The sequence below is a fragment of the Pseudomonas sp. RW407 genome (assembly GCF_003176655.1).
Classification (GTDB): domain Bacteria; phylum Pseudomonadota; class Gammaproteobacteria; order Pseudomonadales; family Pseudomonadaceae; genus Pseudomonas; species Pseudomonas delhiensis.
The window spans coordinates 923,173-944,659 of sequence record NZ_QGSL01000091.1 but is presented as its reverse complement, the minus strand read 5'-3'; the positions used below and the strand labels follow the sequence as shown (position 1 = coordinate 944,659).

Genomic DNA, 21,487 nt, shown 5'->3' with positions numbered 1-21,487 from the left:
AGGCCATCCGCACCATGCGCGACACCGGCGCCGACATGCACGACAAGTACAAGGAAACCTCCCGCGGCGGCCTCGCCGTCAGCATCATCGAGTGCTGAGGGCAGCGCCATGCACGACACCGCCCCGGCCCACGTGAACTTCCTGCTGCAGGACGGCTTCGACCTGTTCGCCCTGGCGCTGGCCCTGGAGCCGCTGCGCCAGGCCAACCTGCTGGCCGGCGCCAGCCGCCTCGGCTGGGCCCTGCTGAGCCTGGACGGCGGCGCGGTCAGGGCCAGCAGCGGCCTGTGCGTAAACTGCGACGCCAGCCTCGCGCAGCGCCCGGCCGCCGAGCTGCTGGTGCTCTGCGGCCCGGATGGCTGCCGCCCGGCGAGCGGTGACGGCGATTGCGCCAGCGTCCTGCTGCAATTGATCGGCCGCAGCCAGGGCCCGGCGCTGGCCCAGGCCGTGCGCACCATCCTCGACGAGGAACGCAGCCTGGGCGCCACCCAGGCCGCCGCGCCACCCCATGCCGGCCTGCAGCGCGCCATCGCGCTGATGCGCGCGCACCTCACGCGGCCCCTGGGCATGCCGCAGCTGGCGGCCACCCTGGGCCTGTCGCGGCGCCAGGTGGAGCGCCTGTTCCAGCGCTACCTGCAGTGCACGCCGGCGCGCTACTACCAGCGCCTGCGCCTGGCCCACGCCCGCCAGCTGCTGCGCGGCAGCGCCCGGCCCCTGGCCGAGGTGGCGCGGGCCTGCGGTTTCCCCTGCCAGCAGCACTTCGCCCGCTGCTACCGCGAGCACTTCGGCCGCCCGCCCACCCAGGAGCGGCGCCAGGCAGCGCTGCACTAGCCACTTTCCCGGTTGCACCACAGGCCCGCACGTGTCGGCAGCACGTCGCGGGCCTCTTTTTTTCCGCCCACGACACCGAGAAACGCCGCCGTAGGATGGTGTTGAGCGAAGCGATACCCATCAGACCATGGCGATGGGTTTCGCAAGCTCAACCCATCCTACGAAGAGCGCCCTGGCGCGGGCCGAGCGGATACGTCCAAGTTCGGGTCGGATTCGTGCAAAAGAGCGCCCCGGCCTTCTGCTGCAATGCCTTCCAACGACGGGCCAGAAAGGCGCGTCGACCGACAGGAAGCAGCGAGGACGTACGCCATGCAAATGCCCCAGACGATCAGGATCCGCAACGGCCAGAAGGTCCGCCCGACCTTCTCCGAGCAGGAATACGCCAACCGCCAGGCCAGGCTGCGCGCCCACCTGGCCGAGGCGGGCATCGATGCCGCGGTCTTCACCTCCTACCACAACATCAACTACTACTCCGACTTCCTCTACTGCTCCTTCGGCCGCCCCTACGCCCTGGTGGTGACCCAGGACGCCGTGGTCAGCATCAGCGCCAACATCGACGGCGGCCAGCCCTGGCGCCGCACCCAGGGCACCGACAACATCGTCTACACCGACTGGCAGCGCGACAACTACTTCACCGCCATCCAGCAGGCCCTGCCCAAGGCCCGGCGCATCGGCGTGGAGTTCGACCACCTGAACCTGCAGAACCGCGACAAGCTGGCCGCCCGCTACCCCGAGGCCGAGCTGGTGGACGTGGCCGCCGCCTGCATGCGCATGCGCATGATCAAGTCCGCCGAGGAACACGCCATCATCCGCCACGGCGCCCAGGTGGCCGACATCGGCGGCGCCGCGGTGGTCGAGGCGCTGCACGACCAGGTGCCGGAATACGAGGTGGCCCTGCATGCCACCCAGGCCATGGTCCGCGAGATCGCCAAGCGCTTCCCCGACGGCGAGCTGATGGACACCTGGACCTGGTTCCAGTCCGGCATCAACACCGACGGCGCGCACAACCCGGTGACCTCGCGCAAGGTGAACAAGGGCGACATCCTCAGCCTGAACTGCTTCCCGATGATCGCCGGCTACTACACCGCGCTGGAACGCACCCTGTTCCTCGACCACTGCTCCGACGAGCACCTGCGCCTGTGGGAGGTCAACGTCAAGGTCCACGAGGCCGGCCTGAAGCTGATCAGGCCCGGCGCGCGCTGCTGCGACATCGCCCGCGAGCTGAACGAGATCTACCTGGAACACGACCTGCTGCAGTACCGCACCTTCGGCTACGGCCACTCCTTCGGCACCCTCAGCCACTACTACGGGCGCGAGGCGGGCCTTGAGCTGCGCGAGGACATCGACACGGTGCTGGAGCCGGGCATGGTGGTCTCCATGGAGCCGATGATCATGCTCCCCGAGGGCCTGCCGGGCGCCGGCGGCTACCGCGAGCACGACATCCTGATCGTCAACCAGCAGGGCGCCGAGAACATCACCCGGTTCCCCTACGGGCCGCAGCGCAACATCATCCGTAAATGACCCCGCGAGCCGCGTGCGCACAGCACGCGGCTCGTTCGCTTCTGGAGCAAGCACCACCGCCAGTGGCGGTGCCACGACCGATAACGACAACAAGAGGCTGCGCCCGCCGTACCCGCGCAAGCCATGACTCACCCGCTGCCGAACTTCCATTTCGATAACAACAGAGGTATGGGCAATGGTCACCTTCCCGCACGGCGCCAGCGGCGCCCCCGACATCCCCACGCGGCACTACACTGATTCCCACGCACGCCCGGCGGCGCAACGCCCGGGGGGTGCGCAATGAGCCTCTCCCAGCAACCCCTGGCCTACGGCCGAACCGCCATGAACGCCCCCCTCTGCGAGGAACGCCGCGTCCTACGCCGGGCCGCCAGCGCGGCCTTCATGGGCAACTTCGTCGAGTGGTTCGACTACGCCGCCTACGGCTACCTGGCGGCGGTCATCGCCGTGGTGTTCTTCCCGCAGACCGACAAGGTCTCCGGCCTGCTGGCGGCCTTCGCGGTGTTCGCCCTGTCGTTCATCGTGCGGCCCATCGGCGGCATCGTCTGGGGCCACATCGGCGACCGCTTCGGCCGGCGCAACGCGCTGTCGCTGTCGATCCTGATCATGTCCGGCTCGACCTTCTGCATCGCCCTGCTGCCCGGCTACGCGCAGGTCGGCCTGGCGGCGCCCGGGCTGCTGCTGGCCATCCGCCTGGTGCAGGGCTTCTCCGCCTCGGGCGAATACGCCGGCGCCTCGGCCTTCCTCGCCGAGTACGCCCCGGAAGGCAAGCGCGGCTTCTACACCTGCCTGGTGCCGGCCAGCACCGCCGCCGGACTGCTGGTGGGCTCGCTGTTCGCCGCGCAGCTGTATGCGCACCTGGACAGCACCCAGCTGCACGAATGGGGCTGGCGCCTGCCCTTCCTGCTGGCCGCGCCCCTGGGCCTGATCGGTCGCTACATCCGCCTGCACCTGGCCGACACGCCCAAGTTCCGCGAGATGGAAGCGGCCATGGAGCACAGGCAGGGCCAGCACCGCACGCCCATCCGCGAGCTGTTCGGCACCCACCGCAAGCAACTGCTGGTAGCCGTGGGCGCCACCTGCCTGAACGCGGTGGCCTTCTACCTGATCCTCAGCTACATGCCGACCTACCTGTCCGCCGAGATGGGCATGAGCGAGAGCGACTCCTTCCTCGCTTCCACCGTGTCGCTGGCCACCTACATCGGCTTCATCTTCCTGATGGGCAAGCTGTCCGACCGCTTCGGCCGCAAGACCATGCTGGTGGCCGCCTCGCTGCTGTTCCTGGCGCTCACCGTGCCGCTGTTCCGCCTGCTGGGCGACCAGGGCTTCGCCTTCATCCTGCTGATCCAGATCGGCTTCGGCCTGATGCTGGCGATGAACGACGGCACGCTGCCCTGCTTCCTCGCGGAGATCTTCCCCACCCGCGTGCGCTACACCGGCTTCGCCTTCAGCTTCAACACCGCCAACGCGCTGTTCGGCGGCACCGCGCCCTTCATCGCCACCTGGCTGATCAGCCTCACCGGCAACAAGCTGGCGCCGGCCTGGATGCTGGTGGCCGCAGCGGCGGTGGCGCTGCTGGCGATGCTCTGCGTGCGGGAGACGGCGCACCGGCCGATGGAGGACTGAGCCGGCCCGTGGCAATGAGCGCAAGGCCGTACCCGCGAGGGTACGGCTTTTCGCGTTTCAGGCCCCCAGCGGGCTCTGCTTGCGCTGGCTGCGCGGCGAGCAGCCGAAGAAGCGGCTATAGCACTTGGAGAAGTGCGCCGGCGAGGTGAAGCCGCAGGACAGGGCGATCTCGCGGATCTGCGCCTCGCTGCGCAGCAGCAGGTCGCGGGCGCGGTTCAGGCGCAGCTCCAGGTAGTACTGGCTGGGGGTGCGCTGCAGGTACTTGTGGAACAGGCGTTCCAGCTGGCGCACCGACACCTCGTTGAGCTGCGCCAGCTCCTCCAGCTCCAGCGGCTCCTCCAGGTTGGCCTCCATGATCGCCACTATCTGGCTCAGCTTGGGCTGGGCGCTGCCCAGCTTCTGCCGCAGGGGGATGCGCTGCTGCTCGCGGGAGCCGCGCATGCGGTCGCACAGCAGCAGCTCGGCGGCGCGGGTGGCGATCTCCACCCCGCCCGGCTCGCGGGCGATCAGCTGCAGGGTCATGTCCATGGCCGCGGTGCCGCCGGAGCAGGTGTAGCGGTCGCGGTCCAGCTCGAACAGCTGGTTGGAGATGACGATGCCGGGGAAGCGCTCCTTGAGCTGCTCGATGTCTTCCCAGTGGATGGTGCAGCGGTAGTCCTTGAGCAGCCCGGCGCTGGCCAGCAGGTGGCTGCCGGTGCAGATGCCGCCCAGCGGCACGCCCTGGCGGGCCAGCTTGCGCAGCCAGTCGAGCAGGCGCCGGTCGCACTTGGCCGGAATGGGGTTGGAGCCGACCACGAAGAGCGCATCCAGATGCGGCACCGCCTCGATGCCGTGGTCGGGCACCACGCGCATGCCGTTGCTGGCGCGCACCGGCTCCAGGTCGGCGGCGATCTGCAGGGTGCGGTACAGCGGCCGGTGCGCCGCCAGGTTGGCCATGCGCAGGGTTTCCACCGCCGAGGCGAAGCCGATGGTGGTGAAGTTGGGCACCAGCAGGAAGCCGAAGGTCCTGGTGGCGGTGGCCGGAACGGCGTCGGGGAGACGTTCGCGGCCGCGGGTCGGTACAGCGCTGAGCATCATTTCGATACCTCCACTGCGATGGCTGGCGCGGCGATTTCCGCGGGGCGGGGCGACGGCAGTCAGGGCAGCCTGCTTTTCTTGTTCTTCTGCGACATGCGCGGGGGCGATGCCGGCCTCAAGCTTACACCCTTGTCGATGTCGCGCCGACGCCTTCGCGGCCGCCGCGGGCCCGGCGCAGACGAAGCAGGGACGGGCGGTGCAGCGCGTGGGTAGGTTTGGGCATTTTGACGTCGCAAACAGGCAAATGGGGGGGCGGGCTATTGAGCACAATCGATCACAACTGGCTAATACCGACCCCTTCGCGCCGAGCTACGCAGGCCCCCGGCGCGGGCGGTCAGGGCAGCCTCCACCCACAAGCGACGCGCCTGTCGCACGGAGACCGCGATGTTCAGCAAGCATGACCAGATCCAGGGCTACGACGACGAACTCTTCGCCGCCATGGCCGCCGAGGAAGAACGCCAGGAAGACCACCTCGAGCTGATCGCCTCGGAGAACTACACCAGCAAGCGCGTCATGCAGGCCCAGGGCAGCGGGCTGACCAACAAGTACGCCGAGGGCTACCCGGGCAAGCGCTACTACGGCGGCTGCGAGCATGTGGACAAGGTCGAGCAGCTGGCCATCGACCGCGCCAAGCAGCTGTTCGGCGCCGACTACGCCAACGTCCAGCCGCACTCCGGCTCCTCGGCCAACTCGGCGGTGTACCTGGCGCTGCTCAACGCCGGCGACACCCTCCTGGGCATGAGCCTGGCCCACGGCGGCCACCTGACCCACGGCGCCAAGGTCTCCTCCTCCGGCAAGCTGTACAACGCCGTGCAGTACGGCCTGGACACCGCCACCGGGCTGATCGACTACGACGAGGTCGAGCGCCTGGCCGTGGAGCACAAGCCGAAGATGATCGTCGCCGGCTTCTCCGCCTACTCCAAGACCCTCGACTTCCCGCGCTTCCGCGCCATCGCCGACAAGGTCGGGGCGCTGCTGTTCGTCGACATGGCCCACGTCGCCGGCCTGGTGGCCGCGGGCCTGTACCCCAACCCGCTGCCCTACGCCGACGTGGTCACCACCACCACCCACAAGACCCTGCGCGGCCCGCGCGGCGGCCTGATCCTGGCCCGTTCCAACGAGGAGATCGAGAAGAAGCTCAACTCCGCGGTGTTCCCCGGCGCCCAGGGCGGCCCGCTGATGCACGTGATCGCCGCCAAGGCGGTGTGCTTCAAGGAAGCCCTGGAGCCGGAGTTCAAGGACTACCAGGCCCAGGTGATCAAGAACGCCAAGGCCATGGCCGAGGTGTTCATCGACCGCGGCTACGACGTGGTCTCCGGCGGTACCGACAACCACCTGATGCTGATCAGCCTGGTCAAGCAGGGCCTGACCGGCAAGGAAGCCGACGCCGCCCTCGGCCGCGTGGGCATCACCGTCAACAAGAACGCCGTGCCGAACGACCCGCAGAGCCCCTTCGTCACCTCGGGCATCCGCGTCGGCACCCCGGCCATCACCACCCGTGGCCTGAAGGAAGACCAGTGCCGCGAGCTGGCCGGCTGGATCTGCGACGTGCTCGACCACCTGGGCGATGCCGACGTCGAGGCCAAGGTGGCCACCCAGGTCGCCGGGCTGTGCGCCGACTACCCGGTCTATCGTTGAGATTCCCGCGGCATCTCCCGTAGGAGCGGGCCCTGCCCGCGAATGGCCGAAAGCATCGCGGGCAGGGCCCGCTCCTACGGGTAGAACGCCGCGACACGAGATTTTCAGGAGCACCCACATGCAACGCTACTCCGGCTTCGGCCTGTTAAAGCACTCACTGAGCCACCACGAGAACTGGCAGCGCATGTGGCGCACGCCCACGCCCAAGCCGGTGTACGACGTGGTCATCGTCGGCGGCGGCGGCCATGGCCTGGCCACGGCCTACTACCTGGCCAAGGAACACGGCATCCGCAACATCGCGGTGGTGGAGAAGGGCTGGCTGGGCGGCGGCAACACCGCGCGCAACACCACCATCGTCCGCTCCAACTACCTGTGGGACGAGTCGGCGCAGCTCTACGAGCACGCCATGAAGCTGTGGGAGGGCCTGTCCCAGGACCTCAACTACAACGTCATGTTCTCCCAGCGCGGCGTCTACAACCTCTGCCACACCCTGCAGGACATGCGCGACGGCGAGCGACGCGTCAGCGCCAACCGCCTCAACGGCGTGGACGGCGAGCTGCTGAACGCCCAGCAGGTGGCCGAGGAAATCCCCTACCTGAACTGCACCAAGAGCGCCCGCTACCCGGTGATGGGCTCCACCGTGCAGCGCCGCGGCGGCGTGGCCCGCCACGACGCGGTGGCCTGGGGCTTCGCCCGCGCCGCCGACGCCCTGGGCGTGGACCTGATCCAGCAGACCGAAGTCATCGGCTTCCGCAAGCAGGATGGCGCGGTGATCGGCGTCGAGACCAACCGCGGCTTCATCGGCGCCAAGCGCGTCGGCGTGGTCACCGCGGGCAACTCCGGGCACATGGCCAAGCTCGCCGGCTTCCGCCTGCCGATCGAGTCGCACCCGCTGCAGGCGCTGGTTTCCGAGCCGCTGAAGCCGATCATCGACAGCGTCATCATGTCCAACGCCGTGCACGGCTACATCAGCCAGTCGGACAAGGGCGACCTGGTCATCGGCGCCGGCATCGACGGCTACAACGGCTACGGCCAGCGCGGCTCCTACCCGGTGATCGAGCACACCCTGCAGGCCATCGTCGAGATGTTCCCGGTGCTCTCCCGCGTGCGCATGAACCGCCAGTGGGGCGGCATCGTCGACACCACCCCGGACGCCTGCCCGATCATCGGCAAGACCCCGGTGAAGAACCTGTTCTTCAACTGCGGCTGGGGCACCGGCGGCTTCAAGGCCACCCCCGGCTCGGGCAACGTCTTCGCCGCCACCCTGGCGACCGGCGAGCCGCACCCGCTGGCCGCTCCCTTCTCCATCGAACGTTTCCACAGTGGCGCGCTCATCGACGAGCACGGCGCTGCGGCTGTCGCACATTGAACATTCGCCCGCAGGGCGACAACTGATTCCCCTCTCCCGCTTGCGGGAGAGGGTGCCCGAAGGGCGGGAGAGGGTGGTTCGGCGAAGAGCCGGCGCCCCGCCTCCCACGGAAGGCAACCCCGGAGGTTTAGACCATGCTTCACATCTTCTGCCCCCATTGCGGCGAGCTGCGCTCCGAAGAGGAATTCCACGCCAAGGGCCAGGCGCACATCCCGCGCCCGCTGGACCCCGGCGCCTGCACCGACGAGGAGTGGGGCGACTACATGTTCTTCCGCGACAACCCGCGCGGCATCCACCACGAGCTGTGGGTGCACGCCGCCGGCTGCCGGCAGTACTTCAACGCCACCCGCCACACCGTGACCTACGAGATCCTCGAAACCTACAAGATCGGCGAGAAACCCAGCGTGACCAGCGCCGAGAAGAAACCCGCCGCCCAGCCCGCAGTCGCGAAGGCCTGAACATGAGCCAGATCAATCGCCTTTCCCGTGGCGGTCGCATCGACCGCAGCAAGCCGCTGACCTTCACCTTCAACGGCCAGCAATACCAGGGCTTCGCCGGCGACAGCCTGGCCGCCGCCCTGCTGGCCAACGGCGTCGACGTGGTCGGCCGCAGCTTCAAGTACTCCCGCGCCCGCGGCATAGTCGCGGCCGGCGCCGAGGAGCCCAACGCCATCCTGCAGATCGGCTCGCGCGAGGCCACCCAGGTGCCCAACGTGCGCGCCACCCAGCAGGCCCTGTACGCCGGCCTTGCGGCCAGCAGCACCAATGGCTGGCCGAACGTGCAGAACGACCTGATGGGCGTGTTCGGCAAGGTCGGCGGCAAGATGATGCCCCCCGGCTTCTACTACAAGACCTTCATGTACCCGCAGTCCATGTGGCTGACGTACGAGAAGTACATCCGCAAGGCCGCGGGCCTGGGCCGCGCGCCCACCGAGGTCGACCCGGACAGCTACGACTGGATGAACCGCCACTGCGACGTGCTGGTGGTCGGCGCCGGCCCCGCCGGCCTGGCCGCGGCCCTGGCCGCCGCGCGCAGCGGCGCCCGGGTGATCCTGGCCGACGAGCAGGAAGAGTTCGGCGGCAGCCTGCTGGACACCCGCGAAACCCTCGACGGCAAGCCCGCCGCCGAATGGGTGGAACAGGTGCTGGCCGAGCTGAAGTCGCTGCCGGAAGTGGTGCTGCTGCCGCGCGCCACGGTGAACGGCTACCACGACCACAACTTCCTCACCATCCACGAGCGTCTCACCGACCATATCGGTGAGACCGCGCCGCTGGGCCAGGTGCGCCACCGCGTGCACCGGGTGCGCGCCAAGCGCGTGGTGCTGGCCGCCGGCGCCCACGAGCGGCCGCTGGTATATGCCAACAACGACCTGCCGGGCAACATGCTGGCCGGCGCCGTCTCCACCTACGTGCGCCGCTACGGCGTGGCGCCGGGCAAGAAGCTGGTGCTCTCCACCAACAACGACTACGCCTACCGCGTGGCCCTGGACTGGCAGGAAGCCGGCCTGGAAGTGGTGGCCATCGCCGACGCCCGCGCCAACCCGCGCGGCGAGTGGGTGGAAGAAGCCCGCAAGCGCGGCATGCGCGTCATCACCGGCAGCGCAGTGATCGAAGCACGCGGCAGCAAGCGCGTGACTGGCGCGAAAATCGCCGCCATCGACCCCATCCGCCTGAAGGTCACCGCCCCCGGCGACTGGCTGGACTGCGACCTGATCGCCAGCTCCGGCGGCTACAGCCCGGTGGTGCACCTGGCCTCGCACCTGGGCGGCAAGCCCGAGTGGCGCGAGGACATCCTCGCCTTCGTCCCCGGCGAAGGCCTGCAGAAGCGCATCTGCGCCGGCGCCGTGAACGGCGTGTTCCGCCTCGCCGACAACCTGCAGGACGGCTACAACGCCGGTACCCAGGCCGCCGAGGACGCCGGCTTCAAGGCCGCGCCCGGCGAACTGCCGAAGGCCTCCGAGCGGGTCGAGGAGCCGACCGTGGCGCTGTTCCAGGTGCCCCACGAGAAGCCCACCTCCCGTGCGCCCAAGCAGTTCGTCGACCCGCAGAACGACGTCACCGCCGCGGCCATCGAGCTGGCCTGCCGCGAGGGCTTCGAGTCCATCGAGCACGTCAAGCGCTACACCGCGCTGGGCTTCGGCACCGACCAGGGCAAGCTGGGCAACATCAACGGCCTGGCCATCGCCGCCCGCGCCCAGGGCAAGAGCATCGCCGACACCGGCACCACCATGTTCCGCCCGAACTACACCCCGGTGACCTTCGGCGCCGTGGCCGGCCGCCACTGCGGCCACCTGTTCGAGCCGGTGCGCTTCACCGCCCTGCACGCCTGGCACGTGAAGAACGGCGCCGAGTTCGAGGACGTCGGCCAGTGGAAGCGCCCCTGGTACTTCCCCAAGGCCGGCGAGGACATGCACGCCGCCGTGGCCCGCGAATGCCGTGCGGTGCGCGAGTCGGTGGGCCTGCTGGACGCCTCCACCCTGGGCAAGATCGACATCCAGGGCCCGGACGCCCGCGAGTTCCTCAACCGCGTCTACACCAACGCCTGGACCAAGCTGGACGTGGGCAAGGCCCGCTACGGCCTGATGTGCAAGGAAGACGGCATGGTCTTCGACGACGGCGTGACCGCGTGCCTTGCGGACAACCACTTCGTCATGACCACCACCACCGGCGGCGCGGCCCGCGTGCTGGAGTGGCTGGAGCTGTACCACCAGACCGAATGGCCGGAACTGAAGGTGTACTTCACCTCGGTCACCGACCACTGGGCCACCCTGACCCTGTCCGGCCCCAACAGCCGCAAGCTGCTGGCCGAGGTCACCGACATCGACCTGGACAAGGACGCCTTCCCCTTCATGACCTGGAAGGAAGGCAAGGTCGCCGGCGTGCCGGCGCGGGTGTTCCGCATCTCCTTCACCGGCGAGCTGAGCTATGAGGTGAACATCCAGGCCAACTACGCCATGGGCGTGCTGGAAGCCATAGTCGAGGCCGGCAGGAAGTACAACCTGACCCCGTACGGCACCGAGACCATGCACGTGCTGCGCGCCGAGAAGGGCTTCATCATCGTCGGCCAGGACACCGACGCCTCGGTGACCCCGGACGACCTCAACATGGGTTGGGCCGTGGGCCGCACCAAGCCCTTCTCGTGGATCGGCTGGCGTGGCATGAACCGCGCCGACTGCCTGCGCGAGGACCGCAAGCAACTGGTCGGGCTGAAACCTACCAACCCCATGGACATGCTGCCCGAGGGCGCCCAGCTGGTGTTCACCACCCAGCAGTCGATCCCGATGAACATGGTCGGCCACGTCACCTCCAGCTACATGAGCAGCACCCTCGGCTACGGCTTCGCCCTGGCGGTGGTCAAGGGCGGCCTGAAGCGCATGGGCGAGAAGGTCTACGCGCCCCTGGTCGACGGCCGGGTGATCGAGGCGGAAATCTGCAGCTCGGTGTTCTACGACCCGAAAGGCGAGCGGCAGAACGTGGATTGATTGAAAGCAGCTCCAGGCGGCAAGCCGCAAGCTGCAAGCTGCAAGCAAAAGCCGATCCGCCCCCTCTCCCTTCCGGGAGAGGGCTGGGGAGAGGGAAAGCGCCAGAATCCCAAGGTGAACAGAACATGAGCAAAGCGAACCTCTACCAGCAATGCCCCGAGGCCGGGGTGAAAGTCGAGACCCCGCTGCACCACGCCGAGCTGGACAAGCTGGCCTCGCGCAGCGTCGCCAATGCGGGCGTCACCCTGCGCGAGAAGAAGCTGCTCGGCCACCTGGTGCTGCGCGGCAGCGCCCATGACGCGGCCTTCGCCGAGGGCGTGCACAAGGCCCTGGGCCTGGAGCTGCCGGTGGCCCTGACCCTGGTGGCCAAGGGCGAGGTCTCGCTGCAGTGGCTGGGCCCGGACGAGTGGCTGCTGATCGTCCCCGGCGGCGAGGAGTTCGCCGTGGAGAAGAAACTGCGCGAAACCCTCGGCGAAGACCTGCACTACTCGGTGGTCAACGTCGGCGGCGGGCAGACCCTGCTGGAGCTCTCCGGGCCGAAGGTGCGCGAGCTGCTGATGAAATCCACCAGCTACGACGTGCACCCGAGCAACTTCCCGGTGGGCAAGGCGGTGGGCAGCATCTTCGCCAAGTCGCAGTGCGTGATCCGCCACACCGGCGAGGACACCTGGGAACTGGTGGTGCGCCGCAGCTTCGCCGACTACTTCTGGCTGTGGCTGCAGGACGCCAGCGCCGAGTACGGCCTGCAGATCGCCGCCTGATCCCGGCGGGCGGGCCAGCCGGCCCGCCCTCCCGCGTCGCCACCGGAGCCACGTCATGAGCCGCACCCCCGATACCTGGATCCTCACCGCCGACAGCCCGAGCCTGCTCGGCACCGTCGACGTGGTGACGCGCCACCTGTTCGAACAGCAGTGCTACGTCACCGAGCACCACTCCTTCGACGACCGCCTGGCCCAGCGCTTCTTCATCCGCGTGGAGTTCCGCGCCCCCTCGGGCTTCGACGAGGCAGCCTTCCGCGCCAGCCTGGCCGAGCGCGTCGAGCCCTTCCAGATGAAGACCGAGCTGACCCCGCCGGGCTACCGCAGCAAGGTAGTGATCATGGTCTCCAAGGCCGACCACTGCCTGAACGACCTGCTCTACCGCCAGCGCATCGGCCAGTTGCCGATGGACGTGGCGGCGGTGGTCTCCAACCACCCGGACCTGGAACCCCTGGCGCGCTGGCACGGCATCCCCTACCACCACTTCGCCCTCGACCCGAACGACAAGGCCGGGCAGGAAGCCAAGGTGTGGCAGGTGATCGAGCAAAGCGGCGCGGAACTGGTGATCCTCGCCCGCTACATGCAGGTGCTCTCGCCGGAGCTGTGCCGCAGGCTGGACGGCTGGGCGATCAACATCCACCACTCGCTGCTGCCCGGCTTCAAGGGCGCCAAGCCCTACCACCAGGCGTACCAGAAGGGCGTCAAGCTGGTCGGCGCCACCGCCCACTACATCAACAACGACCTCGACGAGGGCCCGATCATCGCCCAGGGCGTCGAGGCCGTGGACCACGCCCACTACCCCGAGGACCTGATCGCCAAGGGCCGCGACGTCGAGTGTCTGACCCTGGCGCGGGCGGTGGGTTATCACATCGAGCGGAGGGTTTTCCTCAACGCCAATCGGACGGTGGTCCTTTAGAGCGGCTGCAGGCTGCAAGCCACAAGCTGCAAGCGGGGGCCGCCTGTCGAGCCCCGCGCCGAACAACCCCCCTCTCCCTTCAGGGAGAGGGTTGGGGAGAGGGGCTCTTCATGCTCCTCCCGCCACCCGAGCAACACCGACAGACCCGCCGGCTGCCAGTTGTACCCCGGCCCTGTCGCGCAACAGACGACATCCCAGTGCAAAGCCGCGTGGCCGCCGTGCCGCGCATTTGTACCCACAACGACAAAGAGGAATGCGTATGTCTGGCAATCGTGGTGTGGTTTATCTCGGCCCAGGTAAGGTCGAGGTGCAGAACATCCCCTATCCGAAGATGCAGGACCCGCAGGGCAAGCAGATCGACCACGGGGTGATCCTGCGGGTGGTCTCCACCAACATCTGCGGCTCCGACCAGCACATGGTGCGCGGCCGCACCACCGCGCCCCAGGGCCTGGTGCTCGGCCACGAGATCACCGGCGAGGTGGTGGAGATCGGCCGCGGCGTGGAGACCATGAAGATCGGCGACCTGGTCTCGGTGCCCTTCAACGTCGCCTGCGGCCACTGCCGCACCTGCAAGGAGCAGCACACCGGCGTCTGCCTGACGGTCAACCCGGCCCGCGCCGGCGGTGCCTACGGCTACGTCGACATGGGTGGCTGGGTCGGTGGCCAGGCCGAATACGTGCTGGTGCCCTACGCCGACTTCAACCTGCTGAAGCTGCCGGACCGCGAGAAGGCCATGGAGAAGATCCGCGACCTGACCTGCCTGTCCGACATCCTGCCCACCGGCTACCACGGCGCGGTCACCGCCGGCGTCGGCCCGGGCAGCAGCGTGTACATCGCCGGTGCCGGCCCCGTGGGCCTGGCCGCTGCCGCCTCCGCCCGCCTGCTGGGCGCCGCGGTGGTGATCATCGGCGACGTCAACCCGACCCGCCTGGCCCACGCCAAGGCCCAGGGCTTCGAGATCGCCGACCTGTCCAAGGACACCCCGCTGCACGAGCAGATCGCCGACCTGCTGGGCGAGCCGGAAGTGGACTGCGCGGTCGACGCGGTGGGCTTCGAGGCCCGCGGCCACGGCCACTCGGGTTCGCAGCACGAGGCCCCGGCCACCGTGCTCAACTCGCTGATGGGCATCACCCGCGTAGCCGGCCAGATCGGCATCCCGGGCCTGTACGTCACCGAGGACCCGGGCGCGGTGGACGACGCCGCCAAGCATGGCGCCCTGAGCATCCGCTTCGGCCTGGGCTGGGCCAAGTCGCACAGCTTCCACACCGGCCAGACCCCGGTGATGAAGTACAACCGCCAGCTGATGCAGGCGATCATGTGGGATCGCATCAAGATCGCCGACATCGTCGGGGTGGAAGTCATCACCCTGGACGACGCGCCGAAAGGCTACGGCGAGTTCGACGCCGGCGTGCCGAAGAAATTCGTCATCGACCCGCACAACCTGTTCCGCGCCGCGTAACCCGCGGCCAGCGCTCCGACCGCGGCGTCCCCCGCCGCGGTTTCTCTCCAGGGGAGCCTTCGGGCTCCCTCTTTTTTGCGAAAAACGCCTCGGCGCAGCCGGCAAGACAGGGCGTAGGGCGTATAACCGTTCGCGGTTATACGCCGCTACACCGCTCCCGACACCAACGCCACGGCAAAATCGGGTGACCACGCGTAGACAACGCCTGGCTCATCTTCGTCGCCATCGGTGATGAAGGCCAAACGGCGTATAACGCGGAGCGTTATACGCCCTACGCCAACCCGAGCTTCTGCGCCATGCGCTCGATGGCCTGGCGCTGGAAGGCGCGAAAGCCGTAATGATGGGTATCGCTTCGCTCAACGCCATCCTACAAAAAGCCGTGCTTCCCTGGAGGTGTAGGAGCGGACTTCGTCCGCGATATCCACAGCAGGCCGAGTACGACAGGGACTTCATGGCGCAGCACGGCCGGCGAGCCCGGACTAAGCTGACGGCTCCCCTTTCCCGGAGCCCGCCATGTCGCTGACCAGCCTTCTCGTCCCCTCGTTCACCCATATGCTCACGAACCTCTCGCAATGGCTCGACAAGGCCGCCGCCCGGGAAAGCGCCGCCGGCAACGACGTCGACGGGCTGATGGCGCAACGCCTGGCGCCGGACATGTACCCGCTGGCCGCGCAGGTGCGCTTCGCCTGCTTCCAGGCGCTGGAGCCGATCTACCGGCTACGCGGCCTGGCGGTTCCGCCGGAGTGGCTGCAGGTGCGCAGCGATGGCTGGGCATCGAACGAACGGCCGGGCACCCTGGCCGAGGCCCAGGCCTGCATCGCCGAAGCACTGGCAGCGCTCGCCGACCTGCCCGGCGATGCGCTCGATGGCCGGCCCGAGGCGCCGATCGCGCTCGACCTGCCCAACGGCATCATCTTCGACATGGACAGCGAGCAGTACGCCCGCGATTGGTCGTTCCCGCAGTTCTATTTCCACTGCATCACCGCCTACGCCATCCTGCGCAGCCTGGGCGTCGAACTGGGCAAGGCCGACTACGTCGCGCACGTGCTGGCCTACGTCCGCCCGGGCACGCTGCCGCAGGGCTGAGGCCGCGGTGCCCGGCGAGCCGGGCACCTGCAGCGGCCGTCAGCGCGCCGCCCAGGCGTTGAAGCGCAGTTCCAGTTCCTCGCCGTGGTCGACCCAGAAGGCCGAGTCCACCGAGCGGGCGCCCTGCAGGTTGGCCGGGGCGGTGGGCAGGGCGGCCTGGACGTCGGCCGGCAGCAGTTCCAGGGTGCCCTTGTGCACCGGGCCGTAGGGGATGTTCTCGGAGAACACCTTCTGCGTCTGCGGCTGGCTGGCGAAGGCGATGAACTTCTCGGCCAGGGCCTTGTTCGGCGTGCCCTTGACCACCGCCCAGTATTCCGGGTCGTAGAGGCTGCCCGGCCAGACGATGGCCAGCGGCACGCCTTCCTTCTGCGCGGCGGCGATGCGGCCGTTGTAGGCGGCGCTCATCACCACGTCGCCGGCGGCCAGCCACTGCGGCGGTTGCGCGCCGGCTTCCCACCACTGGATGTAGGGCTTGATCTCGTCGAGCTTCTTGAAGGCGCGGCTGACGCCCTCGGCGGTGCCCAGCACCTTGTACAGGTCCTCGGGCTTCACGCCGTCGGCCAGCAGGGCCACTTCCAGGGTGTACTTGGCGCCCTTGCGCAGGCCGCGCTTGCCCGGGTAGTCCTTGACGTTCCAGAAGTCCGCCCAGGAGGTCGGCGCCTTGGCCAGGCGCTTGCTGTCGTAGGCCATGACCATGGACCAGACGTAGGTGGCCACGCCGCACTCGCTGAAGGTGCCGGGGACGAACTTCGACTCGTCGCCGATGGCGGCCGGGTCGATGCGCTCGAACAGGCCCTCGTCGCAGCCGCGCAGCAGCTCGGGGCTTTCCACCTCGACCACGTCCCAGGTGACCTTGCCGACGTCGACCATGGCCTTCACCTTGGCCATCTCGCCGTTGTACTCGCCGGCGATCACCTTGCCGGCGCCGCTGGCATCGAAGGGTTTGAAGTAGGCCTTGTCCTGGGCGGCCTTGGTGGCGCCGCCGAAGGAGATCACCGTGAGATCCTGCGCCTGGGCGGCGCCGGTGGCGGCGAGGACCGCGCAGGCGAGGATGCAATGCAAGGACGATTTCATGGAACGAACTCCCACAGCCGGTTGGCGTTGTTGGTTGAATTGCTGGGCAGTTGCCGAACGGGCGGCAAAAAGGTTCCACGGCACGGGCCTGCGTGGGCCCGCGGCGTTGTTGTTGTTCGTTTTTCGTAGGAGCGGGCTTGCTCGCGAAGTCCGGCGCAAGATGGATTCCCTCTCCCCCCGCCCTGGCTGCGCGCCCCGCTCCGCAGGGAGAGGGAGCTGTTCGGAGCCGCCGGCTGGATCGGTGCTTACCGGCAGCCCGGGCCTAGGGAGAGGAGCCTTTCCGGCCCTTCGCGAGCAAGCTCGCGCCTACAGGTCGTGCCTTAAAGCACGCCGATCTCCTTCGCGGTGCGGTCTACCGCGATGCGCGTCTTGTCCACCAGCTCGTCCAGCTCGGCGCGGCCGGCCACCAGGGCCGGGGCCATGATCATGCGGCCGAGGGTGGAGCGGATGATCACGCCTTCCTCGAAGCCGATGGTGCGGCAGCGCCAGGCCAGGTCGTTCTCGTTGTCGAAGCGCTTGCGGGTGGCCTTGTCCTGCACGAACTGCAGCGCCGCCACCAGGCCGGCGCCCTGAATCTCGCCGATCAGCGGGTGGTTGCCGAACACCTCGCGCAGGCACTGCTGCAGGTAGGGGCCGGTGTCGTTCTTCACCTGGGTGACGATGCCCTCGTCGCGCAGCGCCCTGAGGTTGGCCACGGCCACCGCCGCCGCCACCGGGTGGCCGGAATAGGTCAGGCCGTGGGCGAACACGCCGCCCTGCTCCACCAGCACCTCGGCGATGCGCTTGCTCAGCACCAGGCCGCCCATGGGGATGTAGCCGCTGGTCAGGCCCTTGGCGATGGACAGGGTGTCCGGCTCGAAGCCGAAGTGCTGGTGGGCCATCCATTCGCCGGTGCGGCCGAAGCCGCCGATCACTTCGTCGGCGCACAGCAGCACGTCGTACTTGCGGCAGATGCGCTGGATTTCCGGCCAGTAGCTTTCCGGCGGGAAGATCATGCCGCCGGCGCCCTGGAAGGGCTCGGCGATGAAGCCGGCGACGTTCTCGGCGCCCAGTTCGAGGATCTTGTCCTCCAGCTGCTGCGCGCAGCGGCGGCCGAATTCCCCGGGGGTGAGGTCGCCGCCGTTGGCGAACCAGTAGGGTTCGTCGATGTGGGCGATGTCCGGGATCATGCCGCCCATCTCGTGCATGAACTTCATGCCGCCCAGCGCGGTGGCCGCCAGGGTCGAGCCGTGGTAGCCGTTCCAGCGGCCGATCATGATCTTCTTCTGCGGCTTGCCGAGGATCTGCCAGTAGCGGCGCACGGTGCGGATCAGCACCTCGTTGGATTCGGAGCCGGAGTTGGTGTAGATGGCGTGGCTGTAGTGGCCCGGCAGCAGGCTGAAGAGCAGCTCGGACAGCTCGATCACCGCCGGGTGGGTGGTGTGGAAGAACATGTTGTAGTACGGCAGCTGGTCCATCTGCGCGCTGGCCGCGGCGGTCAGGTCCTTGCGGCCGTAGCCGAGCTGGGTGCACCACAGGCCGGACATGCCGTCCAGGTAGCGGTTGCCATCGTTGTCCCACAGGTACAGGCCCTCGCCGCGCACCATCACCCGCGGGCCTTCGGCATTCAGCGCCTTCTGGTCGAGGAAGGCGTGGATGTGGTGGGCCGCGTCGGCCGCCTGGTAGTCGCGGGTCTCGCGTTGCGCATTGCGGTTGTCGGTCATCGACTTTCTCCTAGTTCCCTCGGCGGTGCTCCGGCAGCCGGCCTGAGGGGTTGGCAGGGGATCGAGGGCGACGGACTTACCTGGGCAGTCTCACCGGCCGTCTCGAGCGGTTCGCTGGGGCAGGACGGGCCGGCGGTGCGCCGCCGGCCCTGCGCCTGCCCTCAGCGCAGCTGGAACCAGGTGGTTTTCAGCTGGGTGTACTTGTCGAACGAATGCAGCGACAGGTCGCGGCCGAAGCCGGACTGCTTGCCGCCGCCGAAGGGGATCGCCGGGTCCAGGGCATCCACGGTGTTCACCGACACGGTGCCGACGTTCAGCCGGCCGGCCACGCGGTGGGCGCGGTTGAGGTCGTCGCTCCAGACCGAGGCGGCCAGGCCGAAGGGGCTGTCGTTGGCCAGGCGCAGGGCCTCGTCCTCGCTGTCGAAGGCGGTCACCGCCAGCACCGGGCCGAAGACTTCCTCGCGGGCCAGGCGCTGCTGCGGGTCGACATTCGTGAAGATGGTCGGCTCGATGAAGTTGCCCGAGCCGTTGAAGCTCAGCTGGCGGCCGCCGCAGGCCAGGGTGGCGTTGGAGCCGCGGGTTTCCTCGATGAAGCGCAGGATGCTCGCGGTCTGCCTGGCGTCGACGATGGCGCCGGCGCGGCTGGCCGGGTCCAGCGGGTCGCCCGGGGCCCAGTCGCGGGCCTTGGCGATCAGGCGCTCGACGAATTCGTCGTGGATGGAGCGCTCCACCAGCAGCCGCGAGTTGGCCGAGCAGACCTCGCCCTGGTTGAAGAAAATGCCGAATGCCGCTTTTTCAGCCGCAAGATCGAGGTCGCGGCAATCGGCGAACACGAGGTTCGGGCTCTTGCCGCCACACTCCAGCCACACCTGCTTGAGGTTGGACTGGGCGGAATACTGCATGAAGTACTTGCCCACTTCGGTGGAGCCGGTGAACACCAGGCAGTCCACGTCCGGGTGGAGGCCCAGGGCCTTGCCGGCCTGCTCGCCGAGGCCCGGCACCACGTTCAGCACGCCCTCGGGCAGGCCGGCCTCCAGGGCCAGCTCGGCCAGGCGCAGGGCGGAGAACGGCGACTGCTCGGCCGGCTTGAGCACCACCGAGTTGCCGGCGGCCAGGGCCGGGGCCAGCTTCCAGGCGGCCATGTCGAGGGGGAAGTTCCACGGCACCACGGCGCCGATCACGCCCAGGGGTGCGCGGGTGATGGTGGCCAGGGCGTTGGGCGCGGTGGGGGCGACCTGGTCGTAGAGCTTGTCCAGGGCCTCGGCGTACCAGGAGAAGACGCCGGCGGCGCCGGGCACGTCGATGTTCCAGGCGTCCATCACCGGCTTGCCCATGTTCAGCGAGTCCAGCAGGGCCAGCTCGTCGCGGTGGGCCAGCATCAGCTCGGCCAGCTTCAGCAGCACGGCCTTGCGCTCGCGCGGCGCCATGCGCGCCCAGGGGCCCTGCTCGAAGGCGCGGCGGGCGCTGCGCACGGCGGCGTCGACTTCAGCGGCGCCGCAGGCGGCGACGTTGGCCAGCAGGCGGTTGGTGGCCGGGTCGATGGATGCGAAGGTGGCGCCGTCGGCGGCGGCCACGCGGCGGCCATCGATCAGGGCGGCGTCGATGAAGGTCTGGCGGGCTGCACGCTGCTGCCAGTCGCTGAGTTGATACACCAGGGCACTCCTGCTCACGAGCAATTATTGTTTTGTTCTGTGGTGCCCTGATGGTCGCGCATGCCCCGGCGGAGGAAAAATATTAAATATGTCTTCGGGGTATATGAAAAAGCTGGGCAGGCGCGCACCGGCAAAGTGCGCCATGCTGGGTTATGGTGCGGCACCTGGGGGCGCTTCGACGCCCACTGGCGCATGCCGGCGGGCCCGAACCTTGCTTCCCGATGAACCGATGACACAACGAGAGCGCGCACGCCACCGGCGAAGCCGCGCCATAGAGGTCTTGCAGTGGCTTCCTATACCTTGCGGCAACTGAAGTATTTCGTGACCACCGTGGAGTGCGGCAGCGTGGCCGAGGCCTCGCGCAAGCTCTACATCGCCCAGCCGTCTATCTCCACGGCGATCAAGGGCCTTGAGGAGAGCTTCGGCGTGCAGCTGTTCATCCGCCACCACGCCCAGGGCGTGTCCCTCACCCCCAGCGGCGCGCGCTTCTACCGCAAGGCCCAGGAACTGCTGCGCATGGCCCACGAGTTCGAGCAGAACGCCCTGGCCGACAACGACGTGGTGGCCGGACAGATCGACCTGGCCTGCTTCGAGACGGTGGCGCCACTGTACCTGCCGCGGCTGATCGCCGGCTTCCGCGAGCGCTACCCGGGGGTGGAGATCCGCATCCGCGACGGCGAGCAGCAGGAACTGGTGCAGGGCCTGACCTCCGGGCGCTTCGACCTGGCCCTGCTGTACCGCCACGATCTCGACGGCACCATCGAGACCGAGCCGCTGATGCCGGCGCAGCGCCCCTACGCCCTGCTCCCGGCCGACCACCGCTTCGCCCGCCAGGCCCAGGTGTCGCTGCGCGACCTGGCGCTGGAGCCGATGATCCTGCTCGACGTGCAGCCCAGCCGCACCTACTTCGTGAGCATCTTCGAGGAACTGGGGCTGACGCCGAACATCGCCTTCAGCTCGCCCTCCATCGAGATGGTGCGCGGCATGGTCGGCCAGGGCTTCGGCTTCTCGGTGCTGGTCACCCGGCCACATTCGGAATGCACCTACGACGGCAAGAAAGTGGTGATGGTGAACATCGCCGAGGACGTCAGCGCCTCCGGCCTGGTGGCCGCCTGGCTCAAGCGCGCGCAGCTGACCAAGCCGGCGCGGCTGTTCGTCGACTATGCCCGCGAGGAACTGAGCGGCGGGGTGGTGTCAGAGCCCGCACACAAGCCTTCGTAGGATGGGTTGAGCGGAGCGATACCCATCGCCACGACCGCATGGGTTTCGCTCAACCCATCCTACGGGGCTGAATGCCAACCC

General features: G+C 68.5%; 17 protein-coding genes and 1 pseudogene. 13 read left to right on the top strand and 5 right to left on the bottom strand.

Annotation, left to right across the window (positions count from 1 at the left end; translation table 11 throughout):
* The 4 genes from DK254_RS16710 to DK254_RS16695 all read left to right on the top strand — a co-directional run.
* The coding region (locus tag DK254_RS16710; protein ID WP_146219609.1) for an L-serine ammonia-lyase, iron-sulfur-dependent, subunit alpha at positions 1 to 98 on the top strand (98 nt) is incomplete at its 5' end.
* A 10-nt stretch (positions 99 to 108) separates the two neighbouring features.
* The gene (locus tag DK254_RS16705) at positions 109 to 828 is read left to right on the top strand and encodes a GlxA family transcriptional regulator (RefSeq protein ID WP_109934642.1); all 720 of its coding nucleotides are present in this window, start codon (positions 109 to 111) and stop codon (positions 826 to 828) included.
* 309 nt (positions 829 to 1,137) lie between these two features.
* Positions 1,138 to 2,349: a M24 family metallopeptidase gene (locus DK254_RS16700; RefSeq protein ID WP_109934641.1), complete on the top strand. Its 1,212-nt coding sequence runs from the start codon at positions 1,138 to 1,140 to the stop codon at positions 2,347 to 2,349.
* Positions 2,350 to 2,670: 321 nt separating this feature from the next.
* Complete coding sequence (locus DK254_RS16695) at positions 2,671 to 3,972, top strand: MFS transporter (protein WP_177412070.1); 1,302 nt, start codon at positions 2,671 to 2,673, stop codon at positions 3,970 to 3,972.
* Between the two features lie 57 nt (positions 3,973 to 4,029).
* On the opposite strand, the gene DK254_RS16690 is transcribed toward DK254_RS16695, so the two are convergent.
* On the bottom strand, positions 4,030 to 5,046 hold the full coding sequence (locus DK254_RS16690) for a GlxA family transcriptional regulator (RefSeq protein ID WP_109934696.1): 1,017 nt from the start codon (positions 5,044 to 5,046) through the stop codon (positions 4,030 to 4,032).
* Positions 5,047 to 5,433: 387 nt separating this feature from the next.
* On the opposite strand from DK254_RS16690, the gene glyA reads away from it, so the two are divergent.
* From glyA to DK254_RS16650, 8 genes are all read left to right on the top strand, one after another.
* A complete protein-coding gene (glyA, locus tag DK254_RS16685) occupies positions 5,434 to 6,687 on the top strand; it encodes a serine hydroxymethyltransferase (RefSeq protein WP_109934639.1) in 1,254 nt (417 codons plus the stop codon).
* Positions 6,688 to 6,805: 118 nt separating this feature from the next.
* The gene (locus DK254_RS16680; RefSeq protein ID WP_109934638.1) at positions 6,806 to 8,056 is read left to right on the top strand and encodes a sarcosine oxidase subunit beta; all 1,251 of its coding nucleotides are present in this window, start codon (positions 6,806 to 6,808) and stop codon (positions 8,054 to 8,056) included.
* A gap of 134 nt (positions 8,057 to 8,190) precedes the next feature.
* A complete protein-coding gene (locus tag DK254_RS16675) occupies positions 8,191 to 8,514 on the top strand; it encodes a sarcosine oxidase subunit delta (protein ID WP_009614657.1) in 324 nt (107 codons plus the stop codon).
* A gap of 2 nt (positions 8,515 to 8,516) precedes the next feature.
* Positions 8,517 to 11,537 (top strand): sarcosine oxidase subunit alpha, encoded by a 3,021-nt coding sequence (locus DK254_RS16670; RefSeq protein WP_109934637.1) that lies wholly within the window; start codon positions 8,517 to 8,519, stop codon positions 11,535 to 11,537.
* Positions 11,538 to 11,662: 125 nt separating this feature from the next.
* Positions 11,663 to 12,298 (top strand): sarcosine oxidase subunit gamma, encoded by a 636-nt coding sequence (locus DK254_RS16665; protein ID WP_109934636.1) that lies wholly within the window; start codon positions 11,663 to 11,665, stop codon positions 12,296 to 12,298.
* Positions 12,299 to 12,353: 55 nt separating this feature from the next.
* On the top strand, positions 12,354 to 13,211 hold the full coding sequence (purU, locus tag DK254_RS16660) for a formyltetrahydrofolate deformylase (protein WP_109934635.1): 858 nt from the start codon (positions 12,354 to 12,356) through the stop codon (positions 13,209 to 13,211).
* Between the two features lie 259 nt (positions 13,212 to 13,470).
* Positions 13,471 to 14,670 (top strand): formaldehyde dehydrogenase, glutathione-independent, encoded by a 1,200-nt coding sequence (gene fdhA / locus DK254_RS16655; protein WP_109934634.1) that lies wholly within the window; start codon positions 13,471 to 13,473, stop codon positions 14,668 to 14,670.
* 513 nt (positions 14,671 to 15,183) lie between these two features.
* Positions 15,184 to 15,756: a DUF1993 family protein gene (locus DK254_RS16650; RefSeq protein ID WP_109934633.1), complete on the top strand. Its 573-nt coding sequence runs from the start codon at positions 15,184 to 15,186 to the stop codon at positions 15,754 to 15,756.
* Positions 15,757 to 15,795: 39 nt separating this feature from the next.
* Here DK254_RS16650 and DK254_RS16645 read toward each other — a convergent pair whose 3' ends face one another.
* From DK254_RS16645 to DK254_RS16635, 4 genes and pseudogenes are all read right to left on the bottom strand, one after another.
* Positions 15,796 to 16,830 carry an ABC transporter substrate-binding protein gene (locus tag DK254_RS16645; RefSeq protein ID WP_109934632.1) on the bottom strand — a complete coding sequence of 345 codons (1,035 nt, stop codon included), beginning with the start codon at positions 16,828 to 16,830 and terminating at the stop codon, positions 15,796 to 15,798.
* A gap of 320 nt (positions 16,831 to 17,150) precedes the next feature.
* Positions 17,151 to 18,533, bottom strand: coding sequence for an aspartate aminotransferase family protein (locus DK254_RS16640; protein ID WP_109934631.1), 1,383 nt, complete (start codon positions 18,531 to 18,533; stop codon positions 17,151 to 17,153).
* Positions 18,534 to 18,572: 39 nt separating this feature from the next.
* Positions 18,573 to 18,646 (bottom strand): annotated as a pseudogene (locus DK254_RS35200) (hypothetical protein); the annotation flags it as partial.
* Positions 18,647 to 18,694: 48 nt separating this feature from the next.
* The gene (locus DK254_RS16635; RefSeq protein ID WP_109934630.1) at positions 18,695 to 20,185 is read right to left on the bottom strand and encodes an aldehyde dehydrogenase; all 1,491 of its coding nucleotides are present in this window, start codon (positions 20,183 to 20,185) and stop codon (positions 18,695 to 18,697) included.
* Positions 20,186 to 20,470: 285 nt separating this feature from the next.
* Here DK254_RS16635 and DK254_RS16625 point away from each other — a divergent pair, with 285 nt between their 5' ends.
* Entirely contained in the window at positions 20,471 to 21,406 is a 936-nt protein-coding gene (locus tag DK254_RS16625) for a LysR family transcriptional regulator (RefSeq protein ID WP_058073093.1), read from the top strand.
* The last annotated feature ends 81 nt before the right edge of the window (positions 21,407 to 21,487 follow it).